We start from the raw sequence: 15,996 nt of genomic DNA, 5'->3' as shown, positions 1-15,996 counted from the left end.
TTTCATGGTGTTCATCTGGCGGAGACGGGGGGATTTGAACCCCCGGTCGAGTTTAACCCCGACCCTTCATTAGCAGTGAAGTCCGTTCGGCCGCTCCGGCACGTCTCCATACGTGAGCACCGCCCACAATCCTACCTGACGAGTGGGGCGTGCAGGAAATCGGCCCGCCCACGCGGGGAGAATCTGGCCCCTAGAACACGGTCCGGCCGGCGGAACACGCTTCCACGTCCGCACTGAGGCCCGTGATGTTCTCGGGCAGCTTCGCGGGGCCCGTGTCCTCGACCGGCGGCGCGGTCGCGGGATCCACCGGCAGCCCCGTGTTCGGATCGATCTCGGGTTCGGCGGTCTCGACCGGGGCCTCAGGATCGACCGGCGCTTCCGTCGCCGGCGCGTTCGGGTCGACGCCGTCCACCGCAACGCCCTCGCCCACGCCGGTCACCGAGAACGGCTGCCCGCTCTTGATCGTCTCGAAGAGCAGGTCCGCGCTCGCCCGATCGGGCGTGAGGCGGCCCGATTCGTAGGGGTGATCGAACGTGGGGTACTGCACGAAGTTAATGCGCTCGAGATCGATGTCTTTCACCGTCCCGGCGACCGCCTGCATGAACTGCACGCTCGCCATGTTGCTCGAGAGCGTCATGTTCTCGACGCCGGCCTTGGCGAGGCCGTACACCTTCACCGGATCGGAGAGGGTCTCGGCGTCCTTGAGCTTGCGCACGAGAGCCGACATGAAGACCTGCTGGTTACTGATCCGGCTCGTGTCACCGCCGTTGCCCACGCCGTGGCGGGTGCGAAGGAACTGCAGCGCGTCCCAGCCGACGAGCGTGTTCATGCCGGCGGGCAGATCCAGATCGGCCTTCTCGTCGACGATCGGCTGCGTGAGGCAGACGTCGACGCCGCCGATCGCGTTCGACACACCCACGACACCGTCGAACGTGATGAGCCCAGCGTTGGGGATATCCATCCCAGTCAGTTCGGAAACCGTCTGAGCGACGCAGGGCAGCCCGCCATACAGCATGGCGCTGTTGAGCTGCTGCTCGCTCATCGCGGGGAAGTAGTTGGGCTCGCCATCGAAACCCGGGCAGCTCGGGAATGGCACCATGAGGTCGCGCGGCAGGCTGACGACGGTCGCGTTCTGATGATCCGCCGAAACGTGGAGCAGGAGGTTGACGTCGTTCAGCTCCCCCTCTTCGCCGTCATCCCACGACTGGCCCTGACGCGAGTCGGAACCGACGAGCAGGATCGTCAGCGCACCATCGATGGATTGCGAACCAGCGTCCACGCCGGAGGCCTCGTTCCCGAGCTCCACGGTATTGAGGTTCTGCACGAGCCCCCACACCGCATACGCCACCGTCGCCACTCCGGACAGAGCGACCACGATCATCGCGGTGAGCAACACGCGCAGCGCATTGCCCCACGCGTTGGAGCGGCGCAGCTTTCCATGGCGCACAAAGGCGGGACGCGCGGCATCTCCTGCGGTGTTCTTGGCCATTCAGATTCCAGTTCCTCGGGGACGCCACGGTGCAGGCATCCGACGATAGCGTCCTAATTTACCGGACCCTACTGTGCGCCGGCTTGGAACCCGCACGACCCCCACTCGGATGGGAGACTCGCGGGCTCAGCTCGACTCGAGGGCACCCAGCGGGGCGCGCTCCCGCGCCGCCCATCGGCTCAGCTCGTCTCGATTCTCCACGCCCGTCTTCGCGAAGATGTTGGACAGGTGCGTCTCCACGGTGCGGGAGGAGATATGCAGGCGCTCCGCGATGAATTTGCTGCTGTGCCCGAGCGCGGCGAGCAGCGCAATCTCCCGCTCGCGCGCGGTGAGGTCCCCCGCCGGCGGGAGCGGCAGCCAGACGCCGAGGCCCGCGAGCATGCGCACCTCGGGCTCGTCAGAATCCGTCGCGGCCGCGCCCGCGCCCTGGGCGATCCGCTCGATGTGCGCAAGGTAGGCACCGGAGAGTGGCGGATCCACCGCGATCGCCGCCGCGCGCGCACGCTCCAGCAGTTCGGGGCTCGCGGCGCGCGCCTCCGTCGCCATGATGTGCAGCGCCACCAATTCGATGAGCGGCAGGCCCTCGGCCTGTGCCCAGGTCAGGACGCGCTCCGCCTCGGCCGCGGTGTCGGGGAGACGCAGCCACTGTCGCGCGCGCAGCGTCAGGAGCCGACGCGTGCCGGAGAGCACCTGCCCCATGCCCCGCGACGGCACTCCTGCCGCGCGGATCGCGCGCAGTGCCGCGTCGCGCTCGCCCAACACGGCAAGCGCGTGCGCCAACGCCGCCTGGACGAGCGGCGCGACGCCATAGCTGTCGTGCAGCTCGAGGCGATCAAGCAGCAACTCGGCGGCCTGCGCCGCGTCCGCCCACCGCCCCTCCTGCACGCTAATGAGCACCGATCCCGCCTCGACCAGACCGGAGTACCGGGCCTCAGCGTGGGTGTCCGTGTGCACTTCGGTGAGCAGTTCGTCGACCACCTGACGCGCGGATTCGGCGCTCCCGCTCACCCAGAATCCAATGAGCCAGCCAAAGCTGTGCATGTCCACGAAGTCCGGGCGGGCGCGCGGGCCGAGGCGGCTCAGCATGCGGGTGTTCTCGGCGCTCGCGAGCGCCAGCTCGAAGGCGCCCCGCTGATCGAGGATCAGAGTATTGATGGCGCGCGCGGGCGAGCGGATCCACTCGGTCTTGAGGTCCGGGGACACGTCCTGTCCCGGTGCCGCGAGTCCGGCCTCCCGGAGGCGCCCCGCGTAGGCGAGGATCTGCACGCGCGCACTGCGCACGACCTCGGCGATCAGCTCGTCGCCCCCAGCCACGTTCACGTCCGCTTCCAGGCGCACGATCGCTGCGAGGGCCGTATCCACATCGCCGTCGTCCCACACGTCCTGCTCCAGCAGCGAAGTCTCCAGCCGGATGCGCAGCATCGGGGTCACGGCGTCGACCCGTTCGCGGTCCGCCAGGATCCCGCGCATCATGCCGAGCACCGGGCGGAGCGTCCCCGCGTCCCCGAGGAGCCGCGCGATCCGGTAGGCCCGCAGCGCGCCGGTCGCGGCCTGGGCCGGGTCGGCACCCGGATGCGCGGTCACGGCGAGCGCAAGATTCAGCACCAATCGCGGGTCGCCCCCGCGTACCGTCTGCTCGAATGCCGCCCAGAGCCAGGGGAACGGCAGTACGTGCCCGCCCTCGAGGCCGAACACGACGAGGCGCATGAGTCGATCCGGCGCATACACGGGATCGAGCGTGCCGAGGTCCTCGGACAGGAGCCGAAAGATCTGGTCATTGAGCTGGATCCGGCGCACCGGGGACATCCCCGCGCGCAAGAGCGAGGCGAGCAGCGGGTGTCCGGCGACCAGCGAGCTTCCCTCGGCGCTGGGCTTCGACACGAGCAGGCCTCGCTCAAACAGCACGGAGACGCAGGCGGCATCCAGGCTGCGCAGCAACACCGCCTCGGTGACCGGTTCGGCAAGGGCGACCAGCTCGAGCACCTCCAGCTCGGCGGGCGTGCACGTCCCCATGAGCACCCGGGAGTAGCCGCTGGGCACCTCATCGGAGGTCGCCGTCGACCAGGCGGCCCCCCGGCTCCGCCGCAGCGTCCCCGCGCTCTCCGCCGACAGCGCAAGGACCGCCAGCGCATAGCTGTTCCCCCCGGCCGACTCGACCCAGCGCCGCAGCGTCTCGGTTTCGATCCGCTCGACGCCGAGCAGGTTGCTCAGGTAGGTATCCGCCTCAGCGAGGTCCAGCGGCGCCACCGACACCCGGCTGCGGCGCTCTCCGCTGCTCAGCTGTTCCACCGGAGTGGTGAGCTGTCGCGCCGTCAATATCGCGCGCACCCGGTGGTCCCGAAGCACCAGTTCGAGCACGCGGGTGTCGCGCGGGCTGTACCCGTCGATGCTCGGGGCGACGAGCATCACCGCGCCCGCGGGCGCGACCGCCAGCATCCCGGCGAGCACCCGTGCCGCGATCGTCGCCGTATCTCCCCCATCGTTTCCGCCCGCGTCGGCGAGCTCCACGAACACTGAGGCGATGCCGCTCGTCTCGTGCGGCGGCTGCGGGAGTTCGATGACCTCGCCCATGTCCTGGTGCGTGGCCACGAGGCGCGCGGCTTCACGCGCGAGGGCGAGGCGCCCCGTGCCGCCCTCGCCGACCAGGAGGACGACCGAGCCGGGTGCCGCGAGGTCGGCCACGACCCGCTCGAGCCGATCCGGCACTGCCGCGGCAATGCTCGCCTGCTGGCGCGCGAAGCGGGCTGCCAGCTCCGGTGGACCGAGGTCGGGAGAACTCAGATCTTCCTGCACGATTTACCCCCAGTAAAACTTTGGACTGTGTTCAGAATAATCATTGACCACAACGTCCCCCCACTCAAATCCTGCCTCATTCTCGGGGGAAAGTCTCAGCCGATAGGCTGATTCCATGCGCATCGCTACATGGAACGTCAATTCGATCCGCACACGATTCGGTCGCGTCGTCGACTGGCTCGTACGCGAAGACATCGATGTCCTCGCCATGCAGGAGATCAAGTGCCGACCCGACCAGTTTCCGATCGAAGCCTTTGAGCAAGCTGGGTATCAGCTTAAGATCAACGGGTTGAACCAGTGGAATGGCGTCGCCTTCGCCAGCCGCCACGAGATGACCGACGTGGCGCACGGCTTTGACGGGATGCCCGGGTTCGGCGCCCCCATCAAGGGACAGGAAGCCGTGCAGGGCACCGGCCCGAACGGCCTCCCGCTCGAAGCACGCGCGCTGGGCGTCACCGTCGGCGACCTGCGGCTGTGGAGTCTGTACGTCCCCAACGGGCGCGCACTCGGCGATCCCCACCTCGACTACAAGCTGGCCTGGCTGGAGGCGCTGCGCACCAGTACCACCGCGTGGCTCGACGAGGATCCCGACCTGCCGCTCGCGCTCATGGGCGACTGGAACATCGCCCCCCTCGACAGCGACATGGGCGACCCCAGCTTCCGCCTCGGGTCCTCCACCCACGTCTCCCCCGAAGAGCGCGCCGCGTTCGCCGCGTTCGAGCCGCTCGTGCAGGACGTCGTGCGCCCGATCGTCCCCGAGGGGTACACCTTCTGGGATTACAAGGCGGGGCGCTTCCCGAAGGATGAGGGAATGCGCATCGACTTCATCATGGGATCCACCGCCTTCGCCGACTCCGTGACCGGCGCCTCGATCCACCGCGACGAGCGCAAGGGGGACTCCCCCAGCGATCACGTGCCCGTGGTCTGCGACATCGATCCGTCGCTGCTCACCGACACGTTCGAGGACGAGTACGACCGCCCGATGGTGTTCTAGGGTGCCCAGCGCCCGCGGTGTCGGTGGCCCCGCATAGACTAGAGAGCATGGTCGAAACCCTGCGCGTCGCGTCCGTTAACGTCAATGGCATCCGTGCCGCCTACCGCAAGGGGATGGGCGAGTGGCTCGCCACCCGCGATGTCGACGTGCTCGCGCTGCAGGAGGTGCGCGCACAGGACGAGCACCTCGAGGAGTTCCTGGGTCGCGAGGGCTGGCACTTTGTGCACGATCCGTGCGAGATCAAGGGTCGCGCCGGCGTCGCCATCGCGAGCCGCGTCGCCCCGGTGGCGCACCGCGTGGGCCTCGGGGCCGTCGACGCGCAGGCGCAGATCCAGTCCTCGGGCCGGTGGATCGAGGCGGACTTCGAGTTCGCGGGCACGCCGATCACCGTGGTCTCCAACTACACCCACTCCGGCGAGGTCGATACCCCGCGCCAGGAGGCCAAGTGGGCGTTCCTCGACGCGATGGGCGTGCGGATGCGCGAACTCGCGGACGAGCGCGAACTCGTGGCCATCGTCGGCGACTTCAATGTGGGCCACCGCGAGTTCGACATCAAGAACTGGAAGGGCAACGTGAAGCGGGCCGGCTTCCTGCCCCGCGAACGCGCCTACTTCGACCGCTTCTTCGGCGAGCGCGACGCCACGGTCACCGGCGTCGACGGCACCGAGGGGCCCGGCCTCGGCTGGGCCGACGTCGGTCGGCGCTGGGCGGGCGAGGTCGACGGCCCCTACTCCTGGTGGTCCAACCGCGGTCAGGCCTTCGACAACGACACCGGCTGGCGCATCGACTACCACGCCGTCACCCCGCAGCTCGCCGAGCGCGTCACCCACTACACGATCGATCGCGCCGCGTCATACGCCGAGCGATGGTCCGACCACGCCCCCGTCGTGGTGGACTACCGCCTCGCCGACTGACCCGCATCCGTCACCCTCACACTTTCTGGACACACACATGAACGCATCAGCCAAGCCCGTCCTGTTCTCCGGCATGCAGCCCTCCAGCGATTCGCTGCACCTCGGCAACTACATCGGGGCCCTCAGCCAGTGGACGCAGATGCAGGAGGACTTCGACGCCTTCTTCTGCGTCGTCAACCTGCACGCCATCACCGTGCCGCAGGATCCGGCGGAGCTCGCGGAGCGCACGCGCGTCACCGCCGCGCAGTACATCGCTGCGGGCATCGATCCCGCAAAGTCCACGCTGTTCGTCCAGTCACACGTGTCCGCTCACGCGGAGCTCGCCTGGGTGCTCAACACGCTCACCGGCTTCGGCGAGGCCAGCCGCATGACCCAGTTCAAGGACAAGTCACAACGCTTTGGTGCCGACACGACCTCGGTGGGCCTGTTCACCTACCCGATCCTCATGGCCGCGGACATCCTGCTGTACCAGGCGGCGTCCGTGCCCGTCGGGGAGGATCAGCGGCAGCACGTCGAGCTGACGCGCGATCTTGCGACCCGCTTCAACTCCCGCTTCGGCGACACGTTCGTGGTGCCCGAGGCACAGATCCAGCAGGGCACCGCCAAGATCTACGATCTGCAGGATCCGACGTCCAAGATGTCGAAGTCCGCGGAGACCGAGGGGGGCCTCGTGAAGGTCCTCGATCCGATGAACGTCACCAAGAAGAAGATCATGCGCGCGATCACGGACGACGAGGCGAGCATCCGCTTCGACCGTCAGGCGAAGCCCGGCGTCTCGAACCTGCTCACCATCTACTCGGTGCTCAGCGGCCGCCCCGTGGAGTCGATCGTCGATGAGTACGCGGGCCGCGGCTACGGCGACCTGAAGAAGGGGCTCGTGGAGGTCGTCGACGGCGCCCTCTCCCCGGTTCGCGAGCGCACTGAAGAGCTTCTGGCGGATCCCGCCGAGCTCGACCGGCTCCTCGCGGGGGCCGCGGATCGCGCAAACGCGGTCGCGAACCAGACGATGGACCTCGTGTACGAGCGCATGGGCCTGCTGCGCCGCTAGGCGCTTCCGCCTTCCTGAGCACGGCTCGCCCCGAGGGCGAGCCGTGCGGCGTTTCCACGCCCCGCGCCGCCGTGCCACCCCCGCGCCTGTCCGGCGCCCCTCCCCGCACGATTCGCCCCGCCCCCGTGCACGAACGGCGAGGAGATTCACGAGAATCACGGACATTTCTGCCCGCACACGGCACCTGGCCGAAAGATCTCCGTGGTTCTCGTGAGCGCGGGGCGGCGGGGCGCGAGCGCGGTGAGCCCGAAGGCGCACATCTCGACCCCCAGCTCGGGCCGAGAAACTCTAGACTGTGTCCATGACCGACGACGTCGCACCGCACGCCGCGCCCGCTCCGCTCACGAGCCGAAGGCCGGCGCTGACCGTACTGCGACGAGTCCCGTTCACGCTGAGTGTTCTCGTGGCGCTGCTGGCGGTCGGCCTCGCGAGCGGCTCGCTCTGGCGCGCGGCGAGCGAGCAGCCCTGGTACCCGCAGGTCGCGACGGGCCTCCCGGCCTTCGCCGAGGGGCGTTGGTGGACCCTCCTGACGTCGCCGTTCTTCGTCGACCATCCACTCGTCTACCTTACGCTGCTCCCGCTCGTCGCGGGCGGTCTGGGGTGGGCGGAGTGGCGATTCGGCGCGCTGCGCACGGCCGGGCTGTTCCTCGCGGGGCACCTGGTGGGCGTGCTCGGCGCCGCGGGAATCCTGCTCCTCGTCGCCCCGAGCGGCTGGCACTGGGCGGTGGCGCTGTCCGAAGCGCGCGACGTGGGTCCCTCGTGCGGGGCGCTCGCTGCGCTCGTCTTCGCGATCGCCACGCTCCGAGCACCCTGGCGGCTGCGCGCCCGCCTCGCCGTGGTGCTGTGGGTCGGTATTTCCGTGCTCTACCTCGGCCAGCTCCACGACCTCGAGCACGCCGTCGCCATGGTCGCGGCGCTCCTCGCGAGCGGCTGGATTCCCGCTTTCCGCCACCCGGCGGGCCGGCCCAGCGAGCGCGAGTGGCGACTCCTGGCGTTCGCGGGGCTCATCGCGATTGGCGTCGTCCAGGTGATCGACCTCGTCGTGCCGTACGACGGGCCGCTCGGCCAGAACGAACCGGTCGCCTCGGGACTGGACGTGCTCATCGACGTCGTCGTGATCGCGCTCATCGCCAACGGGGTGCGCCAGGGGGTCCGGGTGGCCTGGATCTGCGCGCTCGCGCTGGGCGGTTTCAACCTCCTCACCGCCGCGTTCGGCTTTGCGCTCGTGCCGCTCCTCGTTGAGCTGCGGCTCATCGCGTCCCCGGCCGACATCCTGGGTGCGCTCATCGCACCCGCCGCGCTCTGGGCGACGCTCATCGTGGTTCTGATCGCGGGCCGGGGCGCGTTCCGCGTCCCGCTGCGCCGAGCCCGGCGTGTGCTCGCCGCCGCGCCGCTCACCGCCGCCCAGGCCACGGAACGGCTGCGCGCCTACGGCGGCGGAACCATCTCCTGGATGACCACGTGGCGAGGCAACACGCACGTCTCATCGGGATCCGGCGCGATCACGTTCCAGGCTCACGCAGGCGTGGCCATCATGCTCGGCGACCCGATCGTCGCCGAGGGCGAGCACCGGGCCGCGTTCGGGGAGTTTGCTGATCTCTCCCAGCGCGCGGGCCTCATCCCCTGCGCGTTCTCCGCGGGTGCCCGGAGCGCGGCGGCGGTTCCCGAGGGCTGGCGCTCAGTGAGTGTCGCCGAGGACACGATCGTGGATCTTCCCGGCCTCGCGTTCACCGGGAAGCCCTGGGGTGCGGTGCGCACGGCGATCAATCGCGCCAAACGGGAGGGCATCGAGTTTCGCATGGTCCGGCTCGCGGAGGAGCCCTGGAGCGTGCTCGCTCAGGTGCGCGCCATCTCGGAGCAGTGGACCGGCGACAAGGGGCTGCCCGAGATGCGGTTCACGCTCGGCACCGTCGACGAGGCGCTCGACCCGGAAGTCTGGGTGGGGATCGCGGTCGACGCCGACGGCAGCCTGCACGGGGTCACCTCGTGGCTCCCGGTGTACGGGCCCGCGGATCCCGGGACCGGCGATCCCCGCGTCATTGGGTGGACGCTCGATCTCATGCGCCGCCGCGACGGCGGTTTCGGCCCCGTCATGGAGTACCTCATCGCCTCCGCAGCTCAGCACTTCTCGGAGCAGGGGTATGAGATTGTGTCGCTCTCCGGGGCCCCGCTCGTGCGTCCCGAAGACGCCGCCGCGGGACCGGTCGACCAGGTCCTCGAACAGCTCGGCGGGCTGCTCGAACCGCTGTACGGTTTCACGTCGCTGCACCGTTTCAAGCAGAAGTTCAACCCCCGATCCGAGTCACTGTATCTCTTGTTCCGCGACGAGGGCGACCTGCCCCGCATCGGCATCGCGCTCACCCGCGCGTATCTCCCCGACGCGTCCCTCCGCGATCTCGTCGCCTCCGCCACCACCGCTGGGAACAACGCATGACCACACCCACCACCGGGCCGCACCACCCGACACCGCGCAACGTCTCGCTGCGCACCTTTGGCGCTGTGCTCAGCGTGACCGGCGAGGTGCTCGGCCTCATCATGCAGGTGCTGCTGATCTGGGTGGGCTGGGACATCGTGTGGGGCACCGACCAGGCCTTCGATCTCATCCCCATGCTGGTGTGGTGCGGAATCGCCTCAATTTATCTGCTCTCGACGGTGCTCTCGCTGAACATCCTGGTGCGCATCAACGAGCCGGATCCGGCGGCCACGCGCGTCCTCGTGGGGCACCCCCTCACCCGCATGCTCTCGACGATCACCACGTTCGGCTCGAGCCTCATCGGCCTCAGCGTCGCCACGGATCTGATCACGAGCATCGGCCAGGATCTGCACGATCCGGCCGGCGAGTTCACGGCGGTGTGGGCCATGCTCCTCGCCTGGGCGATGTTCAATTGGGGCTACGCACGGATCTATTTCTCCCGCTACCACCGCGCGGCGACACCGCCGCTCGAGTTTCCCGGGACCGCCGAGCCCCGGCTCGTCGACTTCGTGTATCTCGCGTTCACGAATGCCACGACCTTCGCGGTCTCGGACGTGAAGGTCGTCAACACGCACATGCGGTGGACGATCGTGTGGCACACGACGCTCGCGTTCTTCTTTAATGCCCTCATCATCGTGCTCACGATGAACGTGATCGCGAACGGTCGCCTCTTCGCGGAGCTCTTTTCCTAGGCCCGTCCACCGGGGCCGGCGGCAGCGCGCGGCGGGATCCGGCCACCGCACGAGGTGACCGGATTCCGCGCCAGAAAACGCTGTGAAAATACCGCGGGACCTGCGATACTACTCACAGCCTGGCGACAGGCTGTGCGCCGAAGATGCATGCACGCTCCTCGGGCAACGACATCCGGGGGAAACCATGGGCACATCACGTACCGGCGTTGCGCTCCTCGCCGCGGCACTGTCCGGAGGACTCCTCCTCGGTGGCGGCCCCGCGCAGGCGGCCCCGCTCACCGCCGCGGCGTGCATCGTCACCGACGAGAATGCCCGCACGCAGGACTTCTATTCCGCGCCGATCCTCGGCGAGGGGTACGCGGAAGGGTTCCCGGACCACCTCGACACGTACCAAGAGGAGTTCGTCCCGTACTACACGCAGGAGATGAAACTCGCGTTCTCGGGAACCGCGAGCGTTCCCCCGAACATGCTCCACTATCTCGACGTCGCAGTCCCGGCAGCAGTCGACACCTACCGGACGGCAGCCGACAGCTTCCTCGCGGCCTCGATGAACGGCCAACGGGTCGACGCCTCGGGGCTCCAGCACCTCCTGAGCGCAGACTACGACCTCAAGCTCGCACTCTTCAACGGCTTCGTTGCCGCCTACACGGCGGATCAGGTGGCCACCATCCTCCCCCCGGAGGGCCCGGAATTTTCGCAGCTCGTCAACGCGCTCACCAGCCTGACTTGGCAGACCCCGTCGGTCGGCACCTATTCGAGCTACCAACAACTGGGTTACTCCGATCTCGCGGATCTGAGCCTCGACGCGATCTACGCCGAACTGTTCACCGAGTACACGAGCACCGGCCTTGCGGAGCCCGAGGCCCGCGCACGGGTCTTCGACGCGATGCGCGCCTCAACGCTCGAGTGGATCGAGCGGGTCGATCTCGACTACCTGCGCGGCTACCAGGCGCAGGTGCGGCAGTATCTGAGCACCGCACAAGCGATGGGAATCGTTGTGCGCACCGCCGACAATACGGCGATGCTCCCCGCCGCCGGGGTCGAGACCCGGCCGCTGCAGCTCAGCGACCTTGATCAGTGGATCCTCAACTCGTTCTCCGTCGACGGAACGTTCTTGGCGCTGAACCTGACCCCCGACGGCACCGACTTCCTCAGCCCGGAAGACGTATTTGCCTCGGACGGCTTCCAGGCACTCGTCGAGCAGGCGACCTGGTCGCTCGAGAATATCCCGGACCACGATCCCGGCTCGGTCACCGAGGCCGTCGAGCAGACGATTCGGACGCAATACGGGATGCTCGCCACACCGGGCTCGAGCATGCAGCCGATCATGGCCGCGCTCGCGCAGTTCATCCCCGAGTACCTGTCGCTCTACGCGAATGCCGCCGACGGCCCCGCGCTGGCCGCGCTCCCCAATTGGAAGGGTGACGCGGTCGTCCCCGGGGAACTCCCCTACGACACGTACCGGGCCGAGAACTACCGGGTCGTGCCCCACATGCTCTTCGCGCGGCAGGGGCATCACACGGTGACCCGTGAAATCGTCTACACCTTCGAAGACGGTTCGGCGGCGGCGGACACCGTCACCCAGGAGGCAGTCTTCACCTGCCAGGTGAACGCCATCACCGGGGAAACCACCTGGGTGCCCGAGGGGCAGACCGACACGCTGCCGGCGGTCCCCCACCCCACCGTGACGCACCCCGCGGCCCACGCGACGGTCCTGCCACCCGAGGATGCGGTGCTCCCGGAGCAGGTCACCCCGGAGAGCGCCGACATCACCCGTGCGGTGGTGTTCCCCCTTGAGTTCCGCGTCACCGTGCGCTACGTGAACGAACACGGGGCCCCGGTGCCGGAGGACACCGCGCTCGTCGGGCGCTGGAACACCGCGTACTCCGCGGAGGCCGCCGCAATCGACGGGTACACGGTGAGCTCGGCACCCGTGATCTCCGGGGTCTTCGGGGTCGGGGCCGCGACGCACGTCTTCACCTACGCCGCAGCGGACACCGGGACGGTGACGCCGCCGCCCACCGTCACTCCTCCGACCACACCGCCGCCGGCACCGCAGCCGCCGGGGCCGACACCGCTCGCGCAGACCGGCGCCGGAGATGCCGGGCTCCTCGTCACCCTCGCGGGCGGTGCCGTGCTGGCGGGGGCTGGACTGCTGCTCGGACGGCGCCGGGCTGCGGCCACGCGTATTCCGGGTTCCGCCCCTGGCGGAACCCCTCCGGCGGGGTAGCCCCGCACGGCCCGGCGCGGTAGCATGGTCCCGTGTTCCGGGGTCGGTGAGAATCCGAACCGGCGGTGACAGTCCGCGAACCCTGCTTCCGCAGGGCCGATCCGGTGAAATTCCGGGACCGACGGTGATGCGCGGCCCAGGCCGCGCTAGTCCGGATGAGAGGAACGCGCGATCGCGGCACTCCGCGACCCTGCGCGCACCCGGTACGCAGAAAAAGGCGGACGGGATGCTCGAGCAGACGCTCATCGAATCAGCGATGGATCGCGCGCTTGCCCTTGCGCTGCGCGGCCCCGAATTCGATGCGAATCCCCGCGTGGGCTGCGTGCTTCTCGATCCCGAGGGTCGGATTCTGTCGGAGGGCTGGCACCGCGGCGCGGGAACACCGCACGCGGAGATCGACGCGCTGAGCCGCATTCCGGCCGAGTGGCAGGACCGCCTCGGCGAGGTCACGGCCGTCGTCACCCTGGAACCGTGCAATCACACGGGGCGCACCGGTCCCTGCGCCGTCGCGCTGGCCGAGCGCGGCATTGGTGCGGTCGTCTACGCGCTCTCAGACCCGGGCCAGGCATCATCGGGCGGTGCCGACACCCTGCGCCGCGCGGGCGTCGAGGTTCACGCGGGGGTCCGTGCCGCATCGGCTCGCGCACTCCTGACCGGCTGGTTGGCCCGGCAACGCGCCGCGGGATCCGGCACCGCAGGATCCGGCACCGCAGGATCCGGCACCGCTGCCGCCGCGACCGCGCGCCCCCGGGTCACCGTCAAATGGGCGCAAACCCTCGACGGCCGCGCCGCCGCCGCAGACGGGACGAGCCAATGGATCACCGGCGCTGACGCGCGCGGCGACGTGCACCGCCGCCGGGCCGAGGCCGACGCGATCCTCGTGGGCACCGGCACGCTGCTCGCCGACGATCCGGCACTCACCGCCCGCGGCGAAACCGGCGGACTCCTCGTGCCCGCGGCCGAACAGCCGGTCCCCGTCGTCATGGGACACCGCGCGATCCCCGCGGATGCGCGGATCCTGCGCCACCCGGCGCTCGCCGCGCGCGATCTCAAGCTTCCACTCCGCATCGCCGGCGACGACCTCGCCGCCGACCTCGCGTCGCTGCACGCAAACGGGGTCCGCCACCTCTTCGTCGAGGGCGGGCCGACGGTTGCCAGCGCGTTTATCGCGGCCGGGCTCGTGGACGACGTACTCGTCTATCTCGCTCCGGCGCTGCTCGGTGGGCCACGGCTCGCCCTCGGCGATCTCGGAATCTCCACCATCGCCGACATCTCACGTCTCCGCGTCACGCACACCGCGCAGCTTGGAGCTGATCTACTCATCAAGGCCACGGTCGTTCCGGCCCAGAAAGGAAACTGATGTTCACGGGACTCATCGAGGAAATCGGGGAAATCGTCGGGGTCGCTCCCGTTGACGATTCGCTCCGCCTCACGATCGCCGGGCCGCTCGTCACGAGCGATGCGAGCCACGGCGCCTCTATCGCGGTGTCCGGGGTCTGCCTCACGGTGATCGACCAGGGTCGCACCGCGGACGGCCGGGGCACCTTCACCGCCGACGTCATGGCGCAGTCGATCCGCATGTCGACCCTCGGCGAGCTCGCCGCAGGCAGTGCAGTGAACCTGGAGCGCGCGGTCCGCGTCGACACGCGCCTCGGCGGTCACATCGTCCAGGGCCACGTTGACGGCACTGCCGCGCTCCGCTCGGTCACGCCCGCCGACGCCTGGCGCGTGCTGCGCTTCGATCTGACGCCGGATCTCGCGCCGCTGCTCGTCGACAAGGGTTCGGTCACGCTCTCGGGCGTCTCGCTTACGGTGTCCGCGATCTCCGATCCCGAGGAACCGAACGCGTGGTTCGAGGTGTCCCTGATCCCTGAAACGCTCGCCGCGACCACGCTCGGCGCGCTCGAGCCCGGCGACCGGGTGAACGTCGAGACCGACATCCTCGCCCGTCACGTTGCCCGCATGCTGCGCCTCGGCGTCGTTCCCGCGGTCCCCGACACCACCTCCGCATCCGCAGTTGTCACCACGCCCACCGAAGGATCACACGCATGAGCCCCGAAGCCACCCCCGCCGAGTCCCGCACCCCCGGCATCGCCTCCATCGAGGAGGCCATCGCCGCGATCAAGGCGGGCCTGCCCGTGATCGTCGCCGACAACGAGGATCGCGAGAACGAGGGCGATGTCATCATCTCCGCGGAGCTCGCAAGCCAGAAATGGATCGCGTGGACCGTGCACTGGTCGTCCGGGCTGATCTGCGCACCGATGACCAACGAGATCGCAAACCAGCTCGATCTCCCCATGATGGTGTCCCGGAACGAAGACGTGCGCTCCACGGCCTACACCGTGACCGTTGACGCGGCAGAGGGCATCACCACCGGCATCAGCGCGAGCGACCGGATGACCACCCTGAAGGCGCTGGCCAACGCCGACGCCGTTCCCACGGACGTGCGCCGCCCCGGCCACATCCTGCCGCTGCGCGCGGTCGACGGCGGCGTGCGCGCCCGCGACGGGCACACCGAGGCCGCGGTCGAGCTCATGCGCCTCGCAGGCCTCCGACCGGTCGCCGGTATCGCCGAGATCGTGGCCGAGGACGGCGAGATGATGCGTCTCCCCGGCCTGATCGAGCTCGGTGCCCGCGAGGGCGTGCTGGTCACCACAATCGACCGCCTCATCGCGTACCTCAACGAACACGATCCCGAGGGCGCCCCCACCGGAGAGGCCGTCAATCGCCGCGTCAGCCTCCGCGCGAACACCCTGCTCCCTACCGAGCACGGAGAGTTCCGCGCCCTCGCCTACCGGGACCGCCGCGCCGGCGTCGACCACATCGCCCTCGTCGCCCCCGGCCCGGACGGCGCGCTGCCCTCCGGGGAGGCACTCGTCCGCGTGCACTCCGAGTGCATCACCGGCGAGGCCTTCGGGTCGCTGAAGTGCGAGTGCGGGCCGCAGCTCGACACCGCGCTCGACCTGATCAACGAGCGCGGCGGCGTCGTCGTGTACCTCCGCGGTCAGGAGGGGCGCGGGATCGGGCTCGCGAACAAGCTTCGCGCCTACCAGCTCCAGGAGGAGGGCCTCGACACCCTCGACGCAAACCTCCAGCTCGGACTCCCCGCGGACGACCGGGACTACACCGCCGCCGCGGAAATCCTCGCCGACCTGGGGATCGATCGGGTTCGCCTGCTCACGAACAACCCGGACAAGGTGACGCAGCTCGAGGCGCAGGGCCTCGAGGTGGTCGAGCGCGTCCCGCTGCTCGTGGGCGTGACCGAGCAGAACATCGGCTACCTGAACGCGAAGCGCGACCGCATGGGGCACGAACTGCCCGACACGGTCAGCTAACCCCCGCGGTCACCCATCCACACCCGTT

At 69.3% G+C, this 15,996-nt stretch carries 11 protein-coding genes, 1 tRNA gene and 1 riboswitch; of the genes, 9 read left to right on the top strand and 3 right to left on the bottom strand.

Annotated elements, in window-relative coordinates:
• Nucleotides 1–16: 16 nt before the first annotated feature.
• The 3 genes from D3230_RS04095 to D3230_RS16315 all read right to left on the bottom strand — a co-directional run bounded on the left by D3230_RS04095 (nt 17) and on the right by D3230_RS16315 (nt 4,282).
• Nucleotides 17–108 (bottom strand) — tRNA-Ser (locus tag D3230_RS04095).
• Nucleotides 109–190: 82 nt separating this feature from the next.
• The gene (locus D3230_RS04090; RefSeq protein ID WP_202343759.1) at nt 191–1,489 is read right to left on the bottom strand and encodes an LCP family protein; all 1,299 of its coding nucleotides are present in this window, start codon (nt 1,487–1,489) and stop codon (nt 191–193) included.
• Between the two features lie 126 nt (nt 1,490–1,615).
• On the bottom strand, nt 1,616–4,282 hold the full coding sequence (locus tag D3230_RS16315; RefSeq protein ID WP_202343758.1) for a LuxR C-terminal-related transcriptional regulator: 2,667 nt from the start codon (nt 4,280–4,282) through the stop codon (nt 1,616–1,618).
• A 115-nt stretch (nt 4,283–4,397) separates the two neighbouring features.
• Between D3230_RS16315 and D3230_RS04080 the strand changes: the two genes are divergently transcribed.
• From D3230_RS04080 to ribA, 9 genes are all read left to right on the top strand, one after another.
• Nucleotides 4,398–5,276, top strand: coding sequence for an exodeoxyribonuclease III (locus tag D3230_RS04080; RefSeq protein WP_202343757.1), 879 nt, complete (start codon nt 4,398–4,400; stop codon nt 5,274–5,276).
• A 47-nt stretch (nt 5,277–5,323) separates the two neighbouring features.
• A complete protein-coding gene (locus tag D3230_RS04075; RefSeq protein ID WP_202343756.1) occupies nt 5,324–6,190 on the top strand; it encodes an exodeoxyribonuclease III in 867 nt (288 codons plus the stop codon).
• 37 nt (nt 6,191–6,227) lie between these two features.
• Nucleotides 6,228–7,238: a tryptophan--tRNA ligase gene (trpS, locus tag D3230_RS04070; protein WP_202343755.1), complete on the top strand. Its 1,011-nt coding sequence runs from the start codon at nt 6,228–6,230 to the stop codon at nt 7,236–7,238.
• A 301-nt stretch (nt 7,239–7,539) separates the two neighbouring features.
• Complete coding sequence (locus tag D3230_RS04065; RefSeq protein ID WP_202343754.1) at nt 7,540–9,672, top strand: bifunctional lysylphosphatidylglycerol flippase/synthetase MprF; 2,133 nt, start codon at nt 7,540–7,542, stop codon at nt 9,670–9,672.
• Entirely contained in the window at nt 9,669–10,403 is a 735-nt protein-coding gene (locus tag D3230_RS04060) for a DUF1345 domain-containing protein (protein ID WP_237466918.1), read from the top strand. Before D3230_RS04065 ends, D3230_RS04060 begins: the two co-directional genes overlap by 4 nt.
• 184 nt (nt 10,404–10,587) lie before the next feature.
• Nucleotides 10,588–12,633, top strand: coding sequence for a MucBP domain-containing protein (locus tag D3230_RS04055; protein ID WP_202343753.1), 2,046 nt, complete (start codon nt 10,588–10,590; stop codon nt 12,631–12,633).
• Between the two features lie 29 nt (nt 12,634–12,662).
• Nucleotides 12,663–12,804: riboswitch (FMN riboswitch) on the top strand.
• Nucleotides 12,805–12,859: 55 nt separating this feature from the next.
• A complete protein-coding gene (locus tag D3230_RS04050) occupies nt 12,860–13,993 on the top strand; it encodes a bifunctional diaminohydroxyphosphoribosylaminopyrimidine deaminase/5-amino-6-(5-phosphoribosylamino)uracil reductase RibD (RefSeq protein ID WP_202343752.1) in 1,134 nt (377 codons plus the stop codon).
• Nucleotides 13,993–14,685, top strand: a complete 693-nt coding sequence (locus D3230_RS04045) for a riboflavin synthase (RefSeq protein WP_202343751.1) — start codon at nt 13,993–13,995, stop codon at nt 14,683–14,685. The genes D3230_RS04050 and D3230_RS04045 overlap by 1 nt, the downstream gene beginning before the upstream one ends.
• Nucleotides 14,682–15,968 (top strand): GTP cyclohydrolase II, encoded by a 1,287-nt coding sequence (ribA, locus tag D3230_RS04040; protein WP_202343750.1) that lies wholly within the window; start codon nt 14,682–14,684, stop codon nt 15,966–15,968. Before D3230_RS04045 ends, ribA begins: the two co-directional genes overlap by 4 nt.
• The last annotated feature ends 28 nt before the right edge of the window (nt 15,969–15,996 follow it).

This window comes from Leucobacter chromiireducens subsp. solipictus (assembly GCF_016758195.1).
Lineage (GTDB): Bacteria > Actinomycetota > Actinomycetes > Actinomycetales > Microbacteriaceae > Leucobacter > Leucobacter solipictus.
The sequence above is the reverse complement of the archived record's forward strand: the minus strand, read 5'-3'. Positions and strand labels throughout refer to the sequence as shown.